Origin of the sequence: Frankia casuarinae, from assembly GCF_000013345.1 — a bacterium.
Taxonomy (GTDB): domain Bacteria; phylum Actinomycetota; class Actinomycetes; order Frankiales; family Frankiaceae; genus Frankia; species Frankia casuarinae.
Genome location: NC_007777.1, coordinates 2,185,660 through 2,208,232 on the forward strand (window position 1 = coordinate 2,185,660; position 22,573 = coordinate 2,208,232).

At 67.4% G+C, this 22,573-nt stretch carries 21 protein-coding genes and 1 pseudogene; 17 read left to right on the plus strand and 5 right to left on the minus strand.

All coding sequences use genetic code 11. From position 1 onward, the window contains the following. Positions 1-377 precede the first annotated feature (377 nt). From FRANCCI3_RS09315 to FRANCCI3_RS09365, 12 genes are all read left to right on the plus strand, one after another. Entirely contained in the window at positions 378-650 is a 273-nt protein-coding gene (locus FRANCCI3_RS09315) for a hypothetical protein (protein ID WP_023841967.1), read from the plus strand. 120 nt (positions 651-770) lie between these two features. Then, complete coding sequence (locus tag FRANCCI3_RS09320; RefSeq protein ID WP_232235203.1) at positions 771-1,370, plus strand: ATP-binding protein; 600 nt, start codon at positions 771-773, stop codon at positions 1,368-1,370. 111 nt (positions 1,371-1,481) lie between these two features. Further along, positions 1,482-2,345: a GNAT family N-acetyltransferase gene (locus FRANCCI3_RS09325; protein WP_011436290.1), complete on the plus strand. Its 864-nt coding sequence runs from the start codon at positions 1,482-1,484 to the stop codon at positions 2,343-2,345. Positions 2,346-2,514: 169 nt separating this feature from the next. Further along, on the plus strand, positions 2,515-3,585 hold the full coding sequence (locus FRANCCI3_RS09330; RefSeq protein ID WP_011436291.1) for a DUF4037 domain-containing protein: 1,071 nt from the start codon (positions 2,515-2,517) through the stop codon (positions 3,583-3,585). Between the two features lie 170 nt (positions 3,586-3,755). Further along, on the plus strand, positions 3,756-4,280 hold the full coding sequence (locus FRANCCI3_RS09335) for a helix-turn-helix domain-containing protein (protein ID WP_011436292.1): 525 nt from the start codon (positions 3,756-3,758) through the stop codon (positions 4,278-4,280). A 5-nt stretch (positions 4,281-4,285) separates the two neighbouring features. After that, a complete protein-coding gene (locus FRANCCI3_RS09340) occupies positions 4,286-4,885 on the plus strand; it encodes a PIN domain-containing protein (protein WP_023841970.1) in 600 nt (199 codons plus the stop codon). 539 nt (positions 4,886-5,424) lie between these two features. Further along, the gene (locus tag FRANCCI3_RS26830) at positions 5,425-5,595 is read left to right on the plus strand and encodes a hypothetical protein (protein WP_023841971.1); all 171 of its coding nucleotides are present in this window, start codon (positions 5,425-5,427) and stop codon (positions 5,593-5,595) included. A gap of 1,362 nt (positions 5,596-6,957) precedes the next feature. Further along, on the plus strand, positions 6,958-7,572 hold the full coding sequence (locus FRANCCI3_RS26835; RefSeq protein WP_011436295.1) for a hypothetical protein: 615 nt from the start codon (positions 6,958-6,960) through the stop codon (positions 7,570-7,572). Between the two features lie 43 nt (positions 7,573-7,615). After that, a complete protein-coding gene (locus FRANCCI3_RS09350; protein ID WP_166793634.1) occupies positions 7,616-9,208 on the plus strand; it encodes a cytochrome P450 in 1,593 nt (530 codons plus the stop codon). Between the two features lie 61 nt (positions 9,209-9,269). Continuing rightward, positions 9,270-10,223 (plus strand): 2-dehydropantoate 2-reductase, encoded by a 954-nt coding sequence (locus FRANCCI3_RS09355; protein ID WP_011436297.1) that lies wholly within the window; start codon positions 9,270-9,272, stop codon positions 10,221-10,223. Positions 10,224-10,352: 129 nt separating this feature from the next. After that, complete coding sequence (locus tag FRANCCI3_RS09360) at positions 10,353-11,450, plus strand: histidinol-phosphate transaminase (protein ID WP_011436298.1); 1,098 nt, start codon at positions 10,353-10,355, stop codon at positions 11,448-11,450. Between the two features lie 139 nt (positions 11,451-11,589). Further along, positions 11,590-13,029 (plus strand): RiPP maturation radical SAM C-methyltransferase, encoded by a 1,440-nt coding sequence (locus FRANCCI3_RS09365; protein ID WP_236701553.1) that lies wholly within the window; start codon positions 11,590-11,592, stop codon positions 13,027-13,029. Between the two features lie 70 nt (positions 13,030-13,099). Here FRANCCI3_RS09365 and FRANCCI3_RS09370 read toward each other — a convergent pair whose 3' ends face one another. Next, positions 13,100-14,740 carry an IS66 family transposase gene (locus FRANCCI3_RS09370; protein ID WP_011436300.1) on the minus strand — a complete coding sequence of 547 codons (1,641 nt, stop codon included), beginning with the start codon at positions 14,738-14,740 and terminating at the stop codon, positions 13,100-13,102. Between FRANCCI3_RS09370 and FRANCCI3_RS26070 the strand changes: the two genes are divergently transcribed. Next, the gene (locus tag FRANCCI3_RS26070; protein WP_148214907.1) at positions 14,721-15,344 is read left to right on the plus strand and encodes a hypothetical protein; all 624 of its coding nucleotides are present in this window, start codon (positions 14,721-14,723) and stop codon (positions 15,342-15,344) included. The genes FRANCCI3_RS09370 and FRANCCI3_RS26070 overlap by 20 nt on opposite strands. After that, entirely contained in the window at positions 15,341-16,084 is a 744-nt protein-coding gene (locus FRANCCI3_RS09380) for a DUF5825 family protein (RefSeq protein WP_011436302.1), read from the plus strand. Before FRANCCI3_RS26070 ends, FRANCCI3_RS09380 begins: the two co-directional genes overlap by 4 nt. A gap of 137 nt (positions 16,085-16,221) precedes the next feature. Here the strand turns inward: FRANCCI3_RS09380 and trpS are convergent, their stop codons facing one another. Beyond that, positions 16,222-17,334, minus strand: coding sequence for a tryptophan--tRNA ligase (trpS, locus tag FRANCCI3_RS09385; RefSeq protein ID WP_011436303.1), 1,113 nt, complete (start codon positions 17,332-17,334; stop codon positions 16,222-16,224). A 194-nt stretch (positions 17,335-17,528) separates the two neighbouring features. On the opposite strand from trpS, the gene FRANCCI3_RS09390 reads away from it, so the two are divergent. Continuing rightward, positions 17,529-18,068: a winged helix-turn-helix domain-containing protein gene (locus tag FRANCCI3_RS09390; RefSeq protein WP_011436304.1), complete on the plus strand. Its 540-nt coding sequence runs from the start codon at positions 17,529-17,531 to the stop codon at positions 18,066-18,068. Then, positions 18,065-18,610 (plus strand): transposase, encoded by a 546-nt coding sequence (locus FRANCCI3_RS09395; protein ID WP_347272539.1) that lies wholly within the window; start codon positions 18,065-18,067, stop codon positions 18,608-18,610. Before FRANCCI3_RS09390 ends, FRANCCI3_RS09395 begins: the two co-directional genes overlap by 4 nt. Positions 18,611-18,984: 374 nt before the next feature. On the opposite strand, the pseudogene FRANCCI3_RS27920 reads toward FRANCCI3_RS09395, so the two are convergent. The 3 genes and pseudogenes from FRANCCI3_RS27920 to FRANCCI3_RS09405 form a co-directional block, all read right to left on the minus strand. Then, a pseudogene (locus FRANCCI3_RS27920) lies at positions 18,985-19,188 on the minus strand (hypothetical protein); the annotation flags it as partial. A gap of 102 nt (positions 19,189-19,290) precedes the next feature. Further along, the gene (locus FRANCCI3_RS09400; protein WP_023842211.1) at positions 19,291-20,757 is read right to left on the minus strand and encodes a tyrosine-type recombinase/integrase; all 1,467 of its coding nucleotides are present in this window, start codon (positions 20,755-20,757) and stop codon (positions 19,291-19,293) included. A gap of 130 nt (positions 20,758-20,887) precedes the next feature. Continuing rightward, complete coding sequence (locus tag FRANCCI3_RS09405) at positions 20,888-21,214, minus strand: hypothetical protein (RefSeq protein WP_041257858.1); 327 nt, start codon at positions 21,212-21,214, stop codon at positions 20,888-20,890. 205 nt (positions 21,215-21,419) lie between these two features. Between FRANCCI3_RS09405 and FRANCCI3_RS09410 the strand changes: the two genes are divergently transcribed. Next, entirely contained in the window at positions 21,420-22,550 is a 1,131-nt protein-coding gene (locus FRANCCI3_RS09410; protein WP_011436308.1) for an IS630 family transposase, read from the plus strand. Positions 22,551-22,573 lie beyond the last annotated feature (23 nt).

A 22,573-nucleotide genomic window follows, 5' to 3' on the forward strand; every position in this document is an offset into this window, starting at 1 on the left:
GCGACGACACCCGTCGTCGCCACCGGCAGCGACCGGGTCAGCACCAAGAACGTGCGGGGCAATCTGTTCGCCGAGGGCCTGGACAGGGATGAAGGGGACAGTCACGTCCAGATGCCGTCCGCCATTGTCGTGGCCCCGGACCCGGACCGGACCCCCGGCGCCGCCGTATTGGGTGAGCCGGCAGGGACCGTGAGCCGGCAGGACAATGTACATGGCCCTGACCGCTTCGTGTCTGTGGCCTCTCTCGTGGACGTCCTCGATTCGGCGGCGGAGATCATGTCTGACACCTCCCGCGCACACTTCTTCGGCAACCTCGACGAACTGGTGGCCACCTCGCGGCTGGTGGTGGACCGCCGGCCGGCAGCAGGCACCCGCGGGTGCCGCGGGCCGTGTACCCCGTCGACTACGGCTACTTGGAGGGCACCGTGGCCGCGGACGGCGGCGGTATGGACGTCTTCCGCGGCAGCGCCGCCGGCGCCGGTGTGGTGGGATTCTTCGTGACGGCGGATCCGGGCAAGCGCGACGTGGAGGTCAAGGTACTGATCGACTGCACCGCCGACGAGGTCGAGCGTGTGCGGCGGCTGCTCGACGACGTCCTGGGGATCGGCGGCCTGCTCGTGCCGCGGTGCACGGAGACCGCCACTACATGAGAGCCACACAGGCTGGCCGAGCCCCCGGGCCGTTCACATTCGCTGTGTCAAACTGCGGGCGGCCGTCGTGGCGTGTGGCGGGCGATGTTGGTCTGCCCGTGCCTGACTATTCTTCGGCTGGTGCCGACCCTCATCTGGATCAACGGTCCGAACGCCGTCGGGAAGACCCAGGTCGCCCACAACCTGCACCGCAGACTGCCCGGAAGCTTCATCAGTGACCCCGAGCACCTCGGCTTCGCGATGCGCCGGATGCTCCCGAAGCCCCGGCGCATGGACTTCCGCGACGTCCCCCTGTGGCGCCAGGCGGTCAGCGAAATGCTCCACCTTGCTCTCCAAGGGCCCGAGGACCCGGTGATCGCGCCGATGACCATCCTCGACCCCGGCCTGCTCGGCGAGCTGACGGCCTCGGCCCGCGCCGCCGGGCACCGCGTCGAGCACGTCACGCTGCTTGCCGACCGCACGACGATGATCCGCCGCATCCACCGACGCGGTGAGACGTCCCGCAGTTTCAGCGCCCGCCAGCTCGACCGTGCCCTCGACGTCCTGCGGGCTCCCGAGTTCGCTCGTCATCTCCCCACCGACACCCTGTCGATCTCCGCCGTGGCGGATGACGTCGCAAGCCACACGGGGTTCACGCTCAGCCCTGACACATCAGGGCGACTCGTGCGACAGGGACGCCAACTCGCCGTCCAGCTCCGCCACATCCGCCTTAACGCTTGAAGATCACTCGACTATCGGCAGCCATGCCGCCGCAAGCGCGTCAGAGCCGCTGGCCCGACGGCTCGCGAAAAACCGGGTGCGCAGACGTGGCACCAGCAGGGACCATGGGGCGTGGCCTGGTTCATGACCGGAAGCATTGAGGAGTTTCTCGCGGTGGCGGGCGAGTTTCTGATGTCCCAGCTGGCCGAGAACACCGTGTTGGTCACCGTCGCCGAGACGCTCCAAGCGCGTGGCATGGCGGCATTCGGGGATGCGGCTCCCCTGTTCGGTTGGTGGCTGGAGGCTGGCGGACCCATCGAGAGCGCATTCGTGCATACCCCACCGAATCCCGTCCTTCTGACGACCGTTCCGCCGCGGGCAGTCGAGTCGCTGGTCGCGTCCTGGCCGCGCGGAAGGCCGCTGTCCGGGGTAAATGCGCCAGCGCAGGTGGCCAGCGCATTTGCCTCGTCCTGGCACCAGGGGACAGCTGCCGCGCCATCTCTTCATCGCCGGGAGCGTTTGTATCGGCTCGGAGACCTCGCAGCGCCCCAGCCAAAGCCCGCAGGTCGTCCTCGTGCGGCCGAGGCAACCGACAAGGACCTGCTCGTGGCCTGGGTCACGGCGTTCCAAGAAGAGACCGGTGCGGCCGCCGGCAACGCCCCGAGGCGGGTCGATGACCGTCTCAGCTATGGCGGCTTCACCCTGTGGGAGGTCGACGGTGCGCCGGTGTCGGTGGCCGGAATTACCCGGCCGGTAGGCGGGATGATCCGCATCGGGCCGGTATATACCCCGCCGGGCTTCTGGCGAAGAGGCTACGCCGGGGCGGTGACAGCGGCGGTGAGCCAGACCGCGCTGGAAGCGGGAGCGCGCGAGGTCCTGTTGTTCACCGATCTGGCCAATCCGACCAGCAACAGCGTGTATCAGCGGCTCGGCTTCGAACCTGTCGAAGACCGCGTCGTGCTGCTGTACGAGCGCACGCCCACGCCTTCGATCTGACCGGAAAAGCGATCCAGACAGCGATGCCGCGCACTGAGTCAACCTCCCCTGGAGAGCGGTGGTTCTTCTCGCGGCGTGACTGGCGGTCGGATCGGCAACCCAGCACAGCCGCGGTCTCGGACCAGCCATGTGACGATCGGAGCCCACCGTCGCCCCTACGATCAGAGCCGTGTCCGGTCGCGATCTTTGCCGACGGTTCTACGAACAGGCAGTTCGGCCGCTGATCCCTGGCGTGCCCCACGCTGCCGCGTTGCTCGGTGAGGGTTCCGAGGTACTCGGCTTCGACGACGAGGTCTCCACGGACCACGATTTCGGCCCCCGCGTGCAGCTGTTTGTCCCGCCAGGTCTCGATACCACGCCGATCGAGATCGCCATGGAGAGGCTGCCAGCGCGGTTCGACGGTTTCCCGGTTGTCTATCCCGACGGGGACCGATACGACGGCTGGCCACATCACCAGGTGGAGGTGACCACTGCGCGGGTGTTCTTCGTCGACCGGCTCGGCGTCGACCCGGCCGACGGGATGGATCTGGCGGACTGGCTGCTGGCCCCGACCCAGATCCTGGCCAGTCTCACAGCCGGTGTGGTCCTGCACGACCCGCTCGATCTGCTCACCGCGCGGCGCCGGGCGCTGGCCTGGTACCCAGACGACGTCTGGCGCTACGTCCTGGCAGCCGGCTGGCTGCGGGTCAGCCAGGAAGAACCGTTCATCGGCCGCACCGGCAGCCGGGGCGACGACCTCGGCTCGCGCATACTCGCCGCCCGCCTGGCCCGTGACCTCGTCCGGATCGGCTTTCTCCTCGAATGCCGCTGGGCCCCGTACAGCAAATGGCTGATGACCGCGTTCGGGCAGTTGACCCTCGCGGACCAGGTCGGCGAGCACCTGGGCCGCGCGCTCGATGCGCCGCGGTGGCGGGACCGCGAAGCAGCGCTGTGCGCCGCGGCCAGTCACCTCGCCACCGCCACCAACCGGCTCGGTCTGGCCGAGCCCGTCGACCCCGCGCCGCGACGCTTTCACTCCCGAAACATCCAGGTACTCGGCGCGCAACGCCTCACCCGCGTGCTGACCGACGCGATCAGCGATCCGGGGCTGCGGGCCCTCCTCACCCGGCTCGGACACCAACCCGACGGCCCGCTTGGCCATCTCCCCGGCGCGATCGACCAGGCTACCGACAGCGTCGAAATCCTCACTCAACCGAACCGCCGCCGCGACTACGCAGCCCTCCTTGGCCTCTGGTCCTGAATGTTCCGGAGCACTGATCCGATGGCGCGCGGACGTCGGGGTGCCTCGTTCGAGCTGGGGATGGGCGCGGTGGCCGTCGGTGGATAGCTACCAGCGCATGGTCGGCGTAGAATCGAGCGAAACGAGCATGCCGATCGCCCCGATCGCCTCGATCGTCCTGGAGGCCGTTCATGACCTCACCCACCCGACCCGAACCGCTCCACGACGAGACGTACCTGCCAGGCGAGGACACCGGTGAGATCATCGACTTCCTGGCCGCGCTTCGCGACCGCGGCCGGCAGACCGCCGACCCGCGACCTCGGCTCACCGGCCCGGACGGGCACAGCGTCGAGCTTCCCGAGCCGATGTTCAATGTCCTTCTGCAGGTCGCCGCGGCGATGAAGGCGGGCCTAGCCGTCACGGTGGCGCCGCACCATCTGACGATGTCCACCCAGGAAGCCGCGGACCTGCTCCGTATCTCCCGCACCACCCTGGTTCGGCTGCTGGAGAGCGGCGCCATCCCGTTCGAGAAGCCCAGCCGCCACCGCAAGGTCCGCCTCGACGACCTCCTGGAGTACCGCCGACGCCAACGCCACGCCGCCGACCTCGCCTTCGCCGACATGGTCGCCGATACCGAGCGTCTCGGCCTCTACGACGTCAGCCCCGACGAGACCCGGGCGGCACTGAAAGCCGCACGCAAGAAGACCGAAGGCTGACCGGGATGTTCTCAGCGCTACTCGACACCTGCGTCCTCGTGCCCAGCAGGGCGCGCGACATGCTGCTTGAGATCGCCAGCACCGGTGCCTACCGGCCGCTCTGGTCGAGCGAGATCCTGGACGAGCTCGAACGGACCCTGCGCACGCTGCTCGCCAAGCGTGGCGTGTCACCAGAAGAAGCCGATGCCTACCTCACCCGCCTCTTCCGGCAGATGAAGACCACCTTCCCGGACGCCCCCGTGACCGGCTGGGAACGGCTCGTGCCGACCATCGAACTCCCTGACCCCGACGACCGGCACGTCGTCGCCGCCGCCATGGCCGGCCGAGCCGACGTGATCGTTACCGACAACCTCACGGACTTTCCACCCGCCGCGCTTCCCATGCCCCTGACTCGCCAGTCCCTCGACGACTTCTTCCTTGACGAACTCGACCTCCACCCGGACCTCGTCGTCAAGGCCGTTCGTGCCATCGCCGCCCGGACCGGCAGATCCGGCCCCACGCTGACCGCCTACGACATCGCTACCTACCTGCGTGCCCACGGCGCCCCGGCATTCGGCGCACGCCTTCTCGTTGCACTCGATCAGACGGCAAGACCGGCTCCGTAGCGACGTGGCCCGGGCTCAGCGCATGTCTGGTCGCTCGCCCGCACCACAACCCCCGCAATGACGGTCAGCAGACGGGCGGAAGTGCCAGGAACCACCAGGTCTGCGGAACGCACGTTCGAACCGGTTGTCGATGTTGCCGGTCGGACGGTCACTGGGAATCGGCCCTGGTCAGCGCCCGAGTGCCGACCGGCCGGATGGCGATTTCAGGGCCTACAACCAAGATCAGTCGATTCGGATGCTGGTGCACATGGTCCACCACGCAGAGTAAATAGCCTCCGACCCGGCTAGATAGCTTTGACCTATGAATCGAGCCTGGCTGTCTGCGTCCATCGCCACAGGTAGTCATGCATGAGCGGCTGGTTCGCGCAATGCCGGGACTCCTACGCCGACCGGCTCATGCGGTCACTCTCGGCGTCCGGCACGGATCGCCGCGCCCGAGACGCAGCCGTCCGGTGTCCTGTGCCGGGTTGCCGTTCTGGCGGCGAAGGCCAGCCGGTCAGGTGGCGCGGCCAGCGGCGGGAGCTGAGGCCGGGCTGAGCATGGCGGCCAGCGCTGCCATCGCATCGGGAATGGACCTCTCCGCCCCCAGCGAGGGCGCCGACAAGCTGCTCGCGACCCTCGACGTCCGCCCCGTCAGCGACTGGCGCGATGTCGAGGGTGGCCTGTTCGCCGTCGTCGACGAGACCGCGGCGGTGCCGACCGCCGGCTGACCCCTCCGAGACCACGAGCGCCCCGGCCTGGGTCCAGGCCGGGGTTTCTCTTTGCCCGGACAAGGTGGGGGCGGCGCGCGCGACCAGGCGGCGCGCGGCGGGCACGCAGTGGATCGCGACCTGCGGTTTCGTCGGGAACCGGTAGTTCTTGGACGGTGCCGCCAACGAGGATCAGATCGGGACTGGATGCCGCCCACGCTCGGCACCTGGTCGGTCCACCGTCGCCGGGTAGCGGCCGGCGTGAGCAACCAGGCTGGCGAGTCGCCGATCCGGGCGTCCGCCGAGCGAAACACCCAGAGCAGCCGGCCGGTTTGGACGCCGGATCAGGTTGGTAACCCGTAGATCGCGATCAGCGACGGGCGAACCAGCAGCCGCGGACGAACACTGCCGAGCCAGCAGCCGTCTGCCTCCGTCGTCGCACCGCGGTCGGCCGCCGTCCGGATCAGCCGGCGGAACGGGCCGGCTCCGGACCGGTCAACGGGAGCCTCTACTCCGGATCAGCAGTGGAGAGGATCTGCGTCCTCCCGGCCAGGCCATCCGGCCACCCATACGAGCAAGGCGTCGAAACAGTGGCTGGCAATTGTCCAAATCACACATTCCCAATTCACAAGGTGAGGAAAGTTCGGTGGGAACTTTCACGACCCGAGCGTTCAGCGGAAGCACCTTACTCGCCAGACGATGACCTCTGTCTCACATCATCTTGGCAGGTAGGGCGAGGGCGACGCCCAAGGTTGACGCCGACCGAAGGCAGAGCCCTTCGAACTTCATTGCTTACTACTGATGACATCACAGGTCCCCGGAGCCCGCAGGCAGCTACAGGAAGCTCTCATCTATACGCCATCGATGAGAGGGGACGCGACGATCAGAGCCCGGGAGTCGGCCCAGGCTAGCTGCGGCGTCGGCCCTCGACATACCGATATCGACGTGCCGGAAGATATCGACATCCGCTTAATGGGATGCGCAAAGGGTCACGGACCGCGTTTACTTTCAGTAGCCGGAAGAGATCGCAATTCCCGCCTCTCGATGAGTCGAGCATTGCGCTGGCCTTGTCATGCGCCATCGCCAGGTGTAGCGTGTCGCTAGGCGTCGACTGACCGTCAGAAGACGCGTCAATTCGTACCGCCCGAATAGACCATCGGAGGTCTTCACTTTCCGATGCCCTGAATTCGTGCACCCCATTCTCGGGAACTCTTCACCAGGTAGGCACGGAAGACCTGGTCACGCCGGAACAAGAATCCGGACAAGCTAATCGGCTGATCGGAGGCCGGAGATCATCGTACGTAGGCTTCAACCACCAGCACGTAGCGTACTCCAGGTCATGAACCGAAGGACAGGACGGCCAGCCTAGGGATGATCACGAGGATGTCGAACGAAGCCTACATCGAGCCCGAACCCGCGAAGCGCTTCGTCGACCACGCGGTGGAGGAGTATCAGCGGTGCCTGGCGAGTAGGAACGCCGATGGTGTGCCAACTCATCTACCGCGTGCCTCCGGCCTCCTGTTCGGTGTCGACAATCGCCACGGGATCACGATCGGCGACATCGAATTCGTGAAGAATGTGCGCGACAGCGACGCGGACGTGATAGCCGAGTTCGAAGATGTAATCGCACCGCAGTTCGGCGACGTGTACAGGAACCCCGGCCGCGGGTTCTGGTGCTCCGGCGAGGACGTCTTTCAGGCGGTGAAAAAGCACGAGGCGGCGGGTCTCGAGCTGATCGGCTCGATTCATTCTCATCCGAACTGGCATGAGATCGGACCTCAGCATGAGCGGACGCAGCGGTTGAGCGAGAAGCCGACCCGGATGGATGAGTACCTGTTCCGTCAGTCCTCCTGGCCGGTCAACCTGATCTGGTATGTCCACGCGGGCCGTCAGGGCCTCGCACACCGGGTCGCCGCATGGAAAGCAGGGCCAGAGCGGTGCGCAGAGCTCGACCTACACATCCCGTCGCAGATCCGGGATGAGTTCGGACTGGGATGACGGTCCACCGCGGCGGCCTCGGAAGACACGACGCGTCAATCGCGTGGCCTCGGTACAGGCCAGAGGAGGAGACAGGATGAACGGAACGCAGAACGGCGCTCGCGAGGGTCTTCCACCGCCCATGGTTACCATCAAGATACCAGCGGCCTTCCGGGCGCTGTCCGGCGGGCAGCGGCAGGTCGCTGCCAAGGGCGAGAACATTCGCGAGGTGTTCGCCGACCTGAACGAGTGCCTGCCCGGGCTCATCGACAAGATCATGGACGGCCAGGGGTCGGTCCGACGGTATATCAACGTCTATCGAAATGACAACGACATCAGAGGCCTGGAAAATCTCGAGACCCGCGTCGAGGAAAGTGACGTGGTCTGGATAATACCTGCAGTGGCGGGAGGTAGCATTCGTCCGGCGGTCCAGGAGCCGAAGGTGCCAGAGGTTCTGCCCTCGGAGTTCTTCCTCAATCCTGGCCCATCACCGCACGCGACGAACGCCGAGCTCAGATCGAAATGCCCCGTCCACCAGATTAACTATCCTCCGGGAAGTGAGGCATACGCCGTTCTCGGCCACAGGGCCGTGGCGGAGGCCTTCACCGACTCGCGCCTGTCCAAGGAAGCGGAGAACCTACCTCCCAGGTTTCGCGACAGGGCTCTGTCCAGCAGCCTCCTCATGGTGCGTAACCTGGGATTCGCGGACCCTCCCGACCACGCCCGGCTGAGGAGGCCGATCAGCCGGGCATTTCTGCCGAACGCGATCGCCGACCTCCGCCCCCGCATCCAGGATGTCGTCGACGATCTCATCGACACATTCCCCGCGCCCGGTGAGATCGACCTCCTCGGCGCGTTTGCCCTGCCGCTTCCACTCACTGTCATCTGCGAGTATCTCGGGATACCTGTCCAGGACAGACCACTCTTTCTCGAGTGGGGTTACATTCTCAGCCAGGATCCCTTCCAGCACGCGGAGTCCGAGCTGAAGGCCGCGACCGAGGAATTCACCGACTACTTCACCCGGCTGGTGGCCCGACGCCGCACGGATCTGCGGAAGGACCTGCTCAGTGAGCTCGTAAGGGCGGCAGACAGTGACGCACTCAGTGAACGCGAACTCCTCTCCACCATTCTCCTCCTGCTCATCGCGGGCCACAAGACGGTCGCGAACCTGATAGGAAATGGGACTGCTCTGCTACTCGGCCACCCAGGCCAGCTCGACCTGCTCCGAACCACTCCCGAGCTGATTCCCGCCGCGGTCGAGGAGATGCTGCGCTTCGAGGGTTCGGCCGCCTGGGCATCCATGCGGGTCGCCGTCGAGGACATGCGGCTCGCCGGAACAGAAATTCCCAGGGGGAGCTTCGTGCATCTCTTGCTGTCCAGCGCGGGGCACGATCCGGAGGCATATGACGAGCCGGAGCGGTTCGACGTCACCCGATCCCCGAACCACCATCTGGCTTTCGGCCACGGCGCGCACTTCTGCGTTGGTGCCCCCCTCGGCCGGCTTCAAGGAGACATCGCCTTCACAACGCTGCTGCGCCGGTTGCCAGGATTCGAGCTGGCAGTCCGTCAGGACGAGGTGGAGTGGCTCGCCGACAGCTCGCTCAGCCGGGGGCTCAGAGCGCTCCCCATCCGGGTCCGGGAGCGGTTGCCGCGATGAGCACCGTATGCCACGGCCGCGGAATTACCCCCCGCCGGTCGTCTCCCGTGAGCGATCAGCGATGACGGCACGAGCAGGCGGACCGAGGATCGCGGTGGTAGGCGCGGGCGCGGTCGGTGGGTATCTCGGCGGCCGCCTGGCCGGCGCCGGTCACGAGGTGGAGTTCCTCGCCCGGGGCGAGAACCTCGCCGCGCTCCAGAAGAACGGGCTGCGGGTAATGGATGACTCAGGTTGCTGGTCGGTGCCGGATGTAAGCGCCTCCGACGACCCTGACGACATCGGAAGAGTCGACTTCGTTCTGCTCTGCGTAAAGACGGGACAGCTTTCCGATGCCGTCGAATCGCTGGGCCTCATGGTCGGCCCGGATACCGCGGTCCTCACTCTGCAGAACGGGGTCGACGCTCCCGGCCAGGTCGCGGCGAGGATTGGCCGCCGTCGCGTGCTGCCCGGAACGATAAGGATCGCGGCGACGATGGCCGGTCCTGGCGAGATTAGACACGCCGGCACCACCTGCGAGGTAAGTTTCACCGCGTGGGACGGCCAGGCATCAAGGCAGGTGACGCGCCTTCGTGAGCTCTTCCGAGAATCCCAGGTGACGGTTACCGAGCCTGACGATATTTGGGCCACCCTGTGGGCGAAGTTCCTGATGGTGGTGCCGGTCGGCAGTCTCGGAGCCGCCACCGGCGGCGCGACCATCGGCGAACTCCGTTCTCGGAGCGGTACTCGCCAGCTCCTGATCGCCGGCATGCGGGAGATCTACGAGGCCGGTCTCGGGCTGGGAATCTTCCTGCCCGACGACGCCGTGGACACGGCGATGGGACTGGTGGACAGGCAATCAGCCGGGGTCACCACCTCACTTCAGCGAGACATCCTGACCGGTAGGCGGTCGGAGCTGGACGCGTGGACCGGGGCCGCTGTCCGGCTGGCCCACGACGCAGGTCTGAGCGCGCCGGTTCACGAACTCCTATACGAGTTGCTCGCCATCCGAGAGTCGCGTGCGGCCGAAGCGGCCTAGACCCTGCCGCCCAACCTCTGCACGGGGTCTCGGGATTCGGGAGGAGGGTCAACGAGCACAGCGGACAGGTACCAGCAGAAGTGCAGGGACGCAGGCGATGCTCCCTCGTGATCTCAGGAGTCCCAAACGGTGAAAGTGAGATTCGCCGGCCGTGACCCGCTGCGGGACGTTACGGCCTATCGGAGCACAGAGCCCGCGAACACGGCGGCAAACGAGCCCGGGCGGTTCGACCTGTCAAGCAACGAACTCGTGCTTCCCCCACTGCCCCCACTGCCCACAGTGCTCTCGGTCATCGAAGATGGCCTCAGCCGGCTGGCCCGTTACCCCGACCCGACGGCACGGACCATCACAGAGGAGATCGCGAAGCACCTGCACGTCTCCCCAGACGCGGTAGCGGTGGGCCCCGGAAGCGCCGGGGTACTCCAACAGATTCTTCTCGCACTGTGCGGCGTCGGCGACGAGGTCATCTACGCGTGGCCGGGCTTCGACGCCTACCCGCTCCTGGTCGCCATCAGCGGGGCCACGAGCGTTCACGTTCCGCTCACGTCTACCGGTGATCACGACCTGGACGAGATACGTGCGCGGGTCGGCCCGCGCACCAGGGTGATTCTTCTCTGCTCTCCCCACAATCCAACCGGCGTGGTCATTGATCGCCATCGTCTGGACTCCTTTCTGCGCTCACTGCCGGGCGACGTCCTCACGGTGCTCGACGAGGCCTACGTCGAGTTCGATCGCGGCGAGAATCCCCCGGGTACTCCGGATGTTCTCAGCCGGCACCGCAACATCGTCGTGCTCCGGACCTTTTCGAAGGCCTACGGGCTAGCGGGCCTGCGGATCGGCTACGCCGCGGGCCCGGAGCGGATCATGGTGACCGTCCGCAAGGCCGGTCTTCCCTTTGGGGTCACCCACATCGCGGAGCAGGCGGCGATCCTCTCCCTGCACAGCGAGGGTGAGCTACGCGGTCGCCTGGACACGGTGACCGTGTCGCGAGACGAACTGACCGCTGGTCTCCGGTGGTCGGGTCTGCCGGTGCTGCCTTCTCGCGCCAACTTCGTCTGGCTCCCCCTGGCCGCTGCGGCCGACTCCTTCGCGCAGGACCTGGCGGAGGCAGGAATCAGGGTCCGCCCCTATCCGGGGTATGGCGTACGGATCTCCGTCGGAGCACCGGAAGCACAGGAGAGCCTCCTGAGGTCCCTTGGCCGAGGCGTACCCACGATCTGGGTGTGAGGACCGCGTCATCTCCGGCTCGGCCGGCAACGGATCCTGCCGGCGCCGCGGGCGTGGGCGTCTCGGCGCACGAGCGCGCCGTGTCTTTCTAGCGACCGAAATTCGAGGTGGGAATCTAATGAGGCTTCTCCTTATCGCCATGCCATGGCAGGGACTTGACACACCGTCCAGTGCGCTGGGAGTACTCGGGCCTTCCGTCCGCGAACAGGCGCCCGGCTGGTCCGTGGACGAGTTGTACGGAAACTTCCGGTGGGCTGAGCACCTGATGTGCGCTAGCGGCGGAGCCATCGGCGTGGCGGACTACGGCAAGGTGGCGGTCCAGGTCTTTCAGGGCGTCGGCGACTGGGTCTTCGCTCCCGCGCTGTATGACGTCGCGAGCTACCGTGTCGACGAGTACGCGCAGCTTCTCGACGCGCAGGGTGTCGACGCGGAGGTTCCCGTCGAGATGCAGCGACACTCCCGGACGTTCATCCGGCAGCTGGCGGCCGAGATCGCCGCCGATCCACCGGACATCGTCGGATTCACCAGCACTTTCATGCAGAACGTTCCGTCACTCGCGCTCGCGAGGGAGATCAAGAGAGTCGCGCCGGGCGTCCTCACGGTGATCGGCGGCAGCAACTGCGACGGGCCGCAGGGGCCGGCCCTGCACCGGAACTTCGATCAGCTCGACTTCGTGATCAGTGGTGAAGGCGAACGGTCGCTGCCCGCGCTGCTGAGGTGTGTCGCCGCAGGTGCGAGTGTCGCCGACATACCCGGCCTCAGCTGGCGGTCCGACGGGATGACGGTCACGAACCCACCCGCCGAGTCGTCCGTGCCCTTCGGCGTGGTGCCAGCCCCCGACTACGACGGCTACTTCCAGGCGCTCGAGAATTCGTCGCTCGGCCCCGGCATCCGGCCGATGGCGGTTCTCGAGACATCCCGTGGCTGTTGGTGGGGCGAAGTTCACCAGTGCACCTTCTGCGGCCTGAACGGATCGAACATTAACTTTCGGAGCAAGGCTCCCGAACGCATCGCGCACGAGGTCCGGGACCTGGCGTCGAGGCACCGCGTTCTCGACGTGGTGATGGTCGACAACATTCTCGACATGGGCTACATCGATAAGGTGATGCCGGAGCTGGCGGCCCTCGACTGTGATCTGAGGATTCACTACGAGATCAAGTCGAACATGACCCGCGAGCAGCTGGGCCGCCTGAGGGACGCGAACGTGCTCTTCGTCCAGCCGGGCATCGAGAGCCTGAGCAGCCACGTGCTTCGGCTGATGGAAAAGGGCGTGAGTTCGGCGCACAACGTGCGTATGCTGCGAGATGGCATGGATCTCGGCCTGAGCGTCACCTGGAACATCCTGTACGGATTCCCTGGGGAGACCGACGAAGATTATCAGAGCCTGCTGAGGAAAATGGCATCACTGGAACACCTCCAGCCGCCAACCGGCGCGTGGCGCATTGCACTGGAGAGGTTCAGTCCCTATTTCGATGATCCTTCCATTGGATTCATGTTCCGCACGCCGGCGCGCTTCTATGAACTTATCTATAATGTTCCAAAAGGCGAGTTGTATGATCTCGTCGTAAGAGTTCGGTGATGGCGTGGGTGGGCGGGCCGAAGGCCCGGCCGGTGTTGCCGGTCGGGTGGTTTTCGGCTTGTGGGTGGGGTTAGGGCTCGGGCCCGTCGGGTGGGCCGTCCTGGGGTGGGTCGGTGCTGGGAGGGCTGCCGGTCTGGGTGGTGGTCTGCCAGGTGAGGAAGGGTTCGAGGGCGGGGCCGGCGGGTGCTTTCCCGCCGGCTGTGGCGCAGGCGTTCAGGTAGCCGGTCAGGAACGCGAGGGGTTCACGGCCGTTACGCTCCGCGGTGGCGACGATGGTCCAGACCCGGGCGGCGAGGTGCGCGGCCCACTCAGCGTGTGCGCCGTAGTAGTTCTTCCGCCCGACGACCGGGGTCCGTAGCGCTCTCTCGGCAGCATTGTTGTCAAGATCCAGGTCGGGGAAGTCCTGGTGGCGGGCCAGCCCGTCCCATTCCCGGTCCAGGGTCGCCAGGACCTTCTTCGCCGCCGGGTGCAGGCTGTGGATCGCCGCCTCCGCGCGCCGCGCCGTGTCGATCGCCCTCAGCGCGGCCTCGAACGCGCCGGCGGCCTCGCGGTAGCCGCCGGTTGTGGGCTGCTCGGCGGCGAGGGCGCGGTGAGCGAGGTAGAGCATCCCGATCCGGGCGACCCACTGGTCGGCCCAGTACCGCAGTTGGGGGTGGGCGTCCCCGGCCCGGATGAAGTACCGGCGGATGTGTGCCCAGCACCAGAGCGGGTCGACTCCGTCGACGCGGCCCAGGGACTGGTAGACGGTGTAGAAGTCCGACGAGACGACGAGGCGACGTCCGTCGGACAGCGCCCCGGCGGCCCGGTCGATCCCGAAGTGCTTCTCGACCGGGGCAGCCGAGCGGGTCGGGTCCATCCGGAACACCACCGTGTCGGCGGCGACGAACACCCACAGCCACCAGCGGGTCCCGTCCTTGCCCTCGACCCGCTCGAACACCCGCCACGTCGTCTCGTCCGCGTGGACATGACCGGCGGCGGCGTTACGCGCCACGATCTGCTCATCGAGCCCGCCGAGCAGTCCATGCACGTCCTTCAACGCCCCACACAGAGTGCCCTCGGCAACACCGAGCCCGTCGGCGGCCAGCGCCCGAGCGATCCGGTGCAACGGCAGGCCCAGGACGTACTTCTCGTAGAGAAGGCGGGCGAGGAACCCTGCGGTGAACCGGCCCTTGGGAATCGGTTTGGGTGGCACCGGCGCGGTCACTGTCCGCGGCCCCGGACATGTGCAGCACCGCCGATACCGCCGCCGCCGATGCACGATCCGGGTGATCACGACCTGCCAGTCGACCTGTTCGCTGTCGTCGGTCCCCAACGGCGTGAACGCCACCCCACACCCGGGGCAGGCACGGTCGACCTCGGGCACATCATGGATCTCCTCGCGGGTCTGCAGATGCGAGTAGTCCCGCCGGCCATGCCCCCGGCTCCCCGGCCGCTGCCCGCGTTGACGCGCCGGCCGGCCGGCATCCCCACCGCCCGAATCCTGCCGATCTTCTGGTTTCTCATCCACAGCCGACGACGGGCCGGTCTTCTCCGAGGAACGACCGAACAGCATCCGGGACAGCACCGCGACCTGCTCGCTCAACTCCTCGACCCGCAGCTGCAGCTGCCCGACACGGGCCTCGGCTTTCTCCGCACACTCCTCGGCCCGCTCGGCACGCCCACGCCAGTACGCCACCTCGGTGACATCATCGGTGACAGACAGAACAGACACACCACCCAGGACACATCACCAGCGTCCTCGGTATCAGGAACTACACCCGACGTATCACGAAGAGCCCACAACCCCCCACCAGCATCCCGCGGACACTCCGCCCGACTCCCGCCACAGCCACGACACCGCCACACGGCGGAACCAGCCCCTCCACGCCATCGCCGAATACTTACATCTCGTCTACCTTTTCGACGGCAGTACGCGAGGGATCGCGGGGCCGCTGGAGGACGACCTGAAGCAGGCAGTCAGAAACTGGGCCGAGGCCTATCCAAGGAGCACGCTTCTGTATTGGATCGACGACCAGGGCCGGGTGGTCATCGAGGACCAGCGGGCAAGCTGGCCTGAAGAGGTCATCGAGTTGGACGAGCTGCAAAGCAATGTATACCTCGATCTCTTCCAGGGAGCCGGGTGGGAGGGCGTGCGCCGACGGCTCGCCGACGGCGGCCAAGTCGTGACCGACGAGGAAGCCCGGAAGATCCTTCGTTACTTCGTCGACCGCGGTCTCGCCTTCGAGGACGAAGGGCGCTACGTGAGCTTGGCGCTCGAGGTCGACCCGTACCGCCGGAAGCTTGTCGACGGCAGAGAGGTCGCGGCATCCCGATGAGCGCCCTGCTGGATATCGACGGACTCAGGGCGCTGGCCGACCGCCACGGGCGCCGCCCGGCGGGCGGGCGACCGGGCGCCGCGGTGCTGGTCCTCGGTGCGGACTGGACCGGGCTCCCTGCTCCTGACGAACTGGGATCGCTTCTGCGGCGTGTGCCCGTCGCCGGTGTGCGGCTGGCTGAGGCCGTCGACCTGTCAGGACTCCCGGCTGACGTGACCGCGCGAAGCATCGCGCTGGTTCGCGAATGCTCCTCGATCGGAGTGCGGTTGTCGTGGTCATTGAGCCTGAGCCCGGACCAGATGGGGATGGTTCGGATACTCGATCACCTACCGCCTCCGGGGAAGGTGACCGTCCTGGGCGAGGGAGAACTCCCCCTCGGCCATTGGCGATCGGCGGGCAGTTTTGGTCTGTTCTATTTCCGGAAGGGGCCGGACTTCGTCTCCGTAGTCGACCAGAGGAGCGAGGCCACGAATCGGTTCATCGTCGACGACGCCGTCCTCATCGACGTGCTCCGGCAGGGAATGTCGGGATGCGCGTGGGCCGACGTGACCCGGACTCCGCAGTATGCCGCGGCCGCGCGGGACCTGGTGGGCAAGGGCTTGATCCTGCGCGTCGGCGACTATTGCGTCACTCTACCGGTGCATATGCGTCGTTGGCCGGTGGGGACGCTTCTGCTGGGCGGGACTCTGGCCGCGGCCGGCACGAAGAAGTCCGTTCTGACGGTTGACCGGCAGCTCTGACCGACTCCCGCGGCCCTCTTCCTGGAAGCCGGGCGGCCACCACAGCCGGGTCGCCACCGAAGCCGCCCGGTGCCAGGTGTGGCTCGGCAGTCTCGGGCGACTCGGCGCCGACCCGGCCGGCCGGTGACCCCAGACCGTCAGTAGTGGCTGTTCATGGCGGTACGCACCTCGGCGAGGGTTGCGTCGGCGACGGCTCCCGCTCGTTCGTTGCCCTCGCGGAGCACACGGCGCAGATGGGAGCGGTCCTCGGCGTAGTCGGCTCGGCGAGCCCGGATCGGTGCCAGGTAGTCGTTGACCGCTTCGATCACGATCTTCTTAAGTGCGGCGGCCCCGGCGGAGCCGATGTCGTCGGCGACCTGATGAGGGTGCCGGTTCTGGCAGAGCGAAGCGAGCAGGAGGAGGGAGGACACCTCGGGACGGTTCGCGGGATCGTAGGTGATGTGGCGCTCGGAGTCGGTCTTCGCTCCCTTGAGCAGCCGGGCGGTCTCGTCGGCGGTCGCAGCCAGGGCCACAGCGTTACGCCGGCTCTTGCTCATCTTGGAGCCATCCGTGCCGAGGAGAAGGGGCGCGCTCGACAGGAGCGCCTCGGGCTCTGGAAACAGTCTGGTGCCGTCGCCGTAGCGGTCGTTGAAGCGGCGGGCGATCGTGCGGGCGAGTTCGAGGTGGGGAAGCTGGTCCTGGCCCACTGGGACCAGGTTTCCCTTGCAGAAGAGAATGTCGGCGGCCTGGTGGACGGGGTAGGTGTACATCAGGCCACTGACGGCCGACTGCCGGGAATGCGCGATCTCCTCCTTGACGGTGGGATTGCGGTTCAGCTCGGCAACGGAGACAAGGCTTAGAAAGGGCAGCATCAGCTGGTTGAGGGCGGGGACGGCACTGTGTGTGAAGATCGTGCTGCGTGCCGGGTCTATGCCGATGGCCAGGTAGTCCAGGACCAGTTCCTCCACGTGGGCGGTCAGGTTGTCCGCTACGTCGCGATCGGTCAGAACCTGGTAGTCAGCAATAATCAGGAAGATCTCCGTCCCGAGATCCTGAAGGCGAACCCGATTGTGCAACGTGCCGAAGTAGTGCCCGAGATGTAGGCGCCCGGTAGGACGGTCACCCGTCAGTACCCGAAACCGCTCGGGGTTGCTGAGAATCAGTTCTTCCAATTCCGCGCTGCGCGCCTGGGCGGCGGAGGTTCTGAGCGCCGAGGTAGCGGGGTCCGAGTCTGTGGTATCTAGGCCTATGGACGCGGAATCAGTGTTCACGGGATCTCCTGGAAGGTCGGTCCCGCCGTCGCGATGGCACGAGCCCGATCCCCGAGACGCGAAGGGCCGTCCATCCGAACGGCGCGATCACAGCTGGGAAGGCGGCCGCTCCTACTACTGAGCTTTAATCTTCGAGGTCAAGCTGGTTTTCTGTGTTTGTCTACGGGCGGGTGTGAATCGGGTAGACCGGCTATATGAGATATGCGACGGGTGGCGGGTTGACGCCCGCCGAGCAGGTGGAACGTGAGCGGGTCCGGAGGGCTGCGGCCGGCCGGTTCGCCGCGGGGGCGAGCCAGGCCGAGGTCGCCCGGGAGTTCCGGGTGACCCCGAAGACCGCGAGCCGCTGGCACCACGCCTGGGAGGCCGAGGGCGAGTCCGGGCTGCGCTCGGCCGGGCCGGGGTCGCGGTGCCGGTTGGATGACCGGGACCTGGCCCGGTTGGAGGCGGTCCTGCGCCGGGGACCGGGGCCGTACGGCTGGGAGGATCAGCGGTGGACCCTGGCCCGGGTCCGCCAGGTGATCGCAGCAGAGTTCGGGGTGGACTACACCCTGGCCGGGGTGTGGCTGCTGCTGGACCGGCAGGGCTGGTCGTGCCAGCTCCCCGCCCGCCGCGCGGTCGAACGCGACGACGCCGCGGTCGACGCCTGGGCGCAGGAGGAGTGGCCGGCGGTAAAAAGACCGCGGCGGCCCAGGACGCCTGGATCTGTTTCCTCGACGAGACAGGACAGGGGCTGAGGCCGCCACGGGCACGGACCTGGGGCCGGCGGGGTCGGACCCCGGTGGTGCGGGTACCGGGGCGGGGTGGGAACGGCCGGGTGAGTGTGGTCGGGATGGTCTGCTACCGGCCCGGCTGGCGTCCGCGGCTGCTCTACCGGGCCCGGACCTGGCGGGGTGGTGGCGGGCGCAGGGGGATCGGCTGGGAGGACTGCCGGGATCTGCTGGCCGCCGCGCATGCGCAGCTTCCCGGGGGCCGGCTGGTGCTGGTCTGGGACCGGGTGAACATCCACCGGCAGACGGAGATGACCACGTTCCTGCGGGAGCACGCGGGCTGGGTGAGCGCGGTGCTGCTACCGGCCTACGCCCCTGAGCTGAACCCGGCCGAGGGGGTGTGGTCACAGCTCAAGCGCACCGCTGTGGTGAACCTGGCTGCCCGCGCCCTCGACGAGGTCTGCCAGGCGGTCAAGCACGGGCTGAAACGAATGCAGTACCGGCCCCCGTTGCTGTTGGGGTTCCTCGCCGAAACCGGTCTGGTCTGGGAAGAGCTATGGTCAACATGACTCCACGCATTAAAGCTCAGGAAGAGCGCCACCAGATGAGGCACGAACGGTCCACGCCCCCATATTAACAGCAGCCGTCTGGGCGGTTCGGTTCCGAGTGAAGACGGCCGGCCGACCCGGTGGCCGGTCATGGCGTCCGCCGGCACCATGTTCGACATGCCCGCCCGTGCCATCCGGCTCGACGCTCTCCAGAAGACCCGCCATCCGCAATCCCCCCGCGAGCTGACCGCACCGACCGACGTCCGCCATGACGCTGTTCACCCGTGAGGATGACAGCCCGACCACCACCGCACCGGCGACCACCGTGTGATCTGTCGGCCGAGCAGGAGGATCAGCGACCGGCCAACCTGCGTCCCTCGGTTCGCCGCCCTGGTCTACGACGTCGGCCGGTTGCTGCGACCATCGAGCGCACCGTGGATGTCAGCGCGCAACTGGGCGACCAGGCCGCGGGCTGTCCCGGTGCCAACGGCGAGCCGCTTGCGCAGCGTTTCCGCGGAGATGGGGCGTTGGTGCTGCTGTCAGTGCAGCACGTCCTCGGCGCGGGCGCGGTGCAACAGGTCCTGCCTGCGCGCCTCACGCGACAGCGGGCCCCCGACGGTAGTCCTGCCGGGCATTGGCTCGGCTGCCGTCGCTGAACACGCACACGATCCCCAGCCCGTCGTCGGTCACCGTGGCCGGCATCAGTCGTCCTCGCCAGGTTCGTCGGTGAACTCCGCCGCGACCTCGGTGTCCGCCGCCGGATCATCGGCCAGGCCGGCCGCCGCGCCGGCTCGCGCATACGCCTCCCCGAAAATCCGGGTGGTGTCCAACCGGCGAAGGTAAGCCTCCGTCGTGGTGACCGATGAGTGACCCATCAAATCCCGCAGCACCAGCAGCGGATCGGCTTTGCTCAGATACAACGCCAACGCGGCGTCCGGCCCGCCGTCTCCACCGGCCGCCACCAGTTCGGCGGCCCGCCGGTAATGCCCATCCACCAGCCGTTCCAACGTGGCCATCGCGAAAGAATGCCGCAGCCGATGCGGATGAACATGCGGGAACCGCAGCTCGACACGTGCCCGGATACGATCCGACGCGCGTTCCAAAACGGTCGCCCAGGCGGTGAACGGTCCGCCGTCCGAGCGGACCGCCAACAGGCACGAACCACCATCCGGAGCGACCAGCCGCCGCCGCTCGCCCGGCGTCAGCGCATCCCAGTCCCGGCGCACCCCGTTAATCCGCCCGCCACGCATGTCCGGCTCGCTCACCCGCAGCGCAGGACCCCACCGGGCCGGCGGACACCATGATGCTCCTTCCACCGCGGCGGCCCGGTCCAGCGTCACATAATCATGCACAACCCTCAGCGCCTCGACGCTGATCCAACTGGTACGGAACTTACGGCCCTTGGCCACCCCGGACGGCACCGGCAGCGCCCCCGGCCGGGACGGCGGCGTCGGGATCTCATAGACCAGCAGCGACGAGAACTCCTGCAACCGCAGGCCCGTCGCCAACGCCAACCCGACCACCGCCCGGTTACGGGCAAGCTCCCGCCCCGCATAGCCAGCATCCGCCTGACCGTCCCGGTCCAGCCCGGCCAGCGCGTTCAGCAGCAACGTCGCAAAGTCGGCTTCCAGATATTTGATCGTGACGTGCGGTTTCGGAGTTCGGCGCATCGCCAGGTTCACCCGGACGTCACGCACCATGCCGCCGACCATGGCCTTCGCGGTCCGGTAGGTGAACGGCTCGGCCGACGCATAGCCTTCGGCCATCGCCCACCGGTAGAACATGCTCACGATGCTTATGTGCTGGCTCCACGTGCTCGCCGCCAGCCGCCGCTCCACCGGCCCCGCCGACCGGTCCTCGGCATATTTCCCAAGTGCCAGTTTGAGCTGCTCGCGCGGGCCGAGCACGTCGATGCCGTGCCCGGCCAGGAACTCCACCCAGTCCTTCACCGCCCGCGCATACGCCGCCCACGACCGCGGCGCCGGCACACCGCACGCCGGAAGCTCACGAAGCCACCGGTTCACCACCGCCGCCGGCCGCACGCACCCCGGCCCGTCCTCGAACCGCAGATCGTCGTCGACCAGCACCGGCATGCGCTCGGGGATCAGCGGCGCTGCCTCGACATCCCACGACTCCCACCCCCGTGACGAGAAGAAGATCAGCAACATGGGAGTCGACGGTAGAACCACGACACGGCGCCGAACCACGACCAAAAACGCCGTGTCACCCCAGGTCAGCAGCGAATCGCTACACAGCAACTAAGTGGTTGAGCCTGGAAGTCCTTTGGGGGTGCAGTGATCAGCTGGGTTCGGCGGGGAGGTGGATGGTGCAGGCGGTGTCGAGGGCGTCCTGGGGGCTACCGGCGAGGTAGCCGGTGAGCAGGGCGGTTTCCTGGTAGCGGTTGTGGGCGGCGGAGTAGATCGCGAAGCCGAACGAGTGGGCTGACCCGCCGTAGCGCAGCCGGCACAGGGGGATCTCCTCGCCGTCGGGCAGGACGCCGGCGACGTAGGCGAACGCGCCACGGTAGGTGACCTCGGTGCGGGCGAGTTGCGGCCAGCGCTGCTCCGCATGATCGAGCAGGCGCAGCCGGATCGAGGACGTCGTGGACTCGGGGATCGCCGTCATGCCCACCAGTCTGCCGGCAGCCGGCAGATCGCTACGATCATCCCGCCGTCGCCTTGGACGCCCACCCCGCCTGCTCCCGGAGTGCGTGATGCCGTCACCCCGCGTTGCCGTACCCATAGACCTGACCGCGAGCGAACGCAGACGGCTCAAGGCCCGCGTGAACGGGCGCAGGACGCCGTACCGGGACTGGTAGCGGTCAACGATCGTGCTGGACGCGGCCCGCGGCTACTCCAACGCGCGGATAGCCCGGCGACTGTGCGTGACCGAGGACACGGTCCGCACGTGGCGGGGCCGGTTCGCGCGGCGACGCGAGGCGGGACTGGTCGACCTGCCCCGGTCGGGTCGGCCACGGCGGATCAGCGAGGCGGAACGGGCCGAGGTCGTCGCGCTGGCCTGCCAGTTACCTGCCGAGACCCAGGTGCCGCTGGCCCGCTGGTCGTGTCCGGAACTCGCCGCCGAACTGCTCTCCCGCGGCCTGGTCGACGCGATCTCGGCGTCGTCGGTGCGGCGGATCCTCGCCGAGCACCCGATCAAACCGTGGCGCTACCAGTCCTGGATCTTCGCGCGCGGCCCGGGCTTCGCCGCGAAGGCGAAAGTGATCCTCGATCTCTACGAGGGCTTCTACCAGGAGGAACCCCTCGGCCCCGAGGATCGAATCGTCTCGATCGACGCGAAGCCGTCGATCCAGGCGAGAGCCCGGATCCACCCGACCACCCCGCCCGCCCCGGGCAGGATCATCCGGGTCGAGCACGAGTACGAACGTCACGGCGCGCTCGCGCTGTTGCCCGCGCTCGACGTCCAGACCGGGAGGATCGCCGCCGTGCTGACCCCGCCGACGACGGGCATCGCGCCGTTCATGGAACTGATGGGCCAGGTCATGGCCCAGGACCGCTACCGGACGGCGAAGCGCGTGTTCGTGATCGTCGACAACGGCTCCGACCACCGAGGCCAGGCCTCGATCAACCGACTCAGGGCCGCCCACCCGAACCGCATCCTGATCCACACCCCGACACACGCCTCATGGCTGAACCAAGTGGAGATCTTCTTCTCGCTCGTCCAACGGAAGGTCGTGTCACCCTGCGACTTCGCCAGCCTCGACGTGCTCGCCGACACCCTGACAGCGTTCGTCGACCGCTACAACGTCACCGCCACACCGTTCAAGTGGAAGTACACCGCGGCCGACCTCGAACGCCACCTCGCCCGCCTCGACGACGACACAGCACCAGCCGTCGCGGGCTCCGTCGCTCGGTTGCCCGTCCCACCACCCGACACCAATGATCACGGGAGTCGGGTGGAGTCCGAACCAAGTGCCAGAGCCCTCGCGCAGGCCGCCTAACACCCCCAAAGGACTTCCAGCCT

Bases quoted from the DNA above. Each gene is read 5' to 3' on its own strand.
- FRANCCI3_RS09405 (WP_041257858.1), bottom strand. From the start codon at position 21,214: ATGACGGCGATCCCCGAGTCCACGACGTCCTCGATCCGGCTGCGCCTG.
- FRANCCI3_RS09335 (WP_011436292.1), top strand. From the start codon at position 3,756: ATGACCTCACCCACCCGACCCGAACCGCTCCACGACGAGACGTACCTG.
- FRANCCI3_RS09390 (WP_011436304.1), top strand. From the start codon at position 17,529: ATGAGATATGCGACGGGTGGCGGGTTGACGCCCGCCGAGCAGGTGGAA.
- FRANCCI3_RS26835 (WP_011436295.1), top strand. From the start codon at position 6,958: ATGTCGAACGAAGCCTACATCGAGCCCGAACCCGCGAAGCGCTTCGTC.
- FRANCCI3_RS09365 (WP_236701553.1), top strand. From the start codon at position 11,590: ATGCCATGGCAGGGACTTGACACACCGTCCAGTGCGCTGGGAGTACTC.
- FRANCCI3_RS26830 (WP_023841971.1), top strand. From the start codon at position 5,425: ATGGCGGCCAGCGCTGCCATCGCATCGGGAATGGACCTCTCCGCCCCC.
- FRANCCI3_RS09400 (WP_023842211.1), bottom strand. From the start codon at position 20,757: ATGTTGCTGATCTTCTTCTCGTCACGGGGGTGGGAGTCGTGGGATGTC.
- FRANCCI3_RS09380 (WP_011436302.1), top strand. From the start codon at position 15,341: ATGAGCGCCCTGCTGGATATCGACGGACTCAGGGCGCTGGCCGACCGC.
- FRANCCI3_RS09340 (WP_023841970.1), top strand. From the start codon at position 4,286: ATGTTCTCAGCGCTACTCGACACCTGCGTCCTCGTGCCCAGCAGGGCG.
- FRANCCI3_RS09355 (WP_011436297.1), top strand. From the start codon at position 9,270: ATGACGGCACGAGCAGGCGGACCGAGGATCGCGGTGGTAGGCGCGGGC.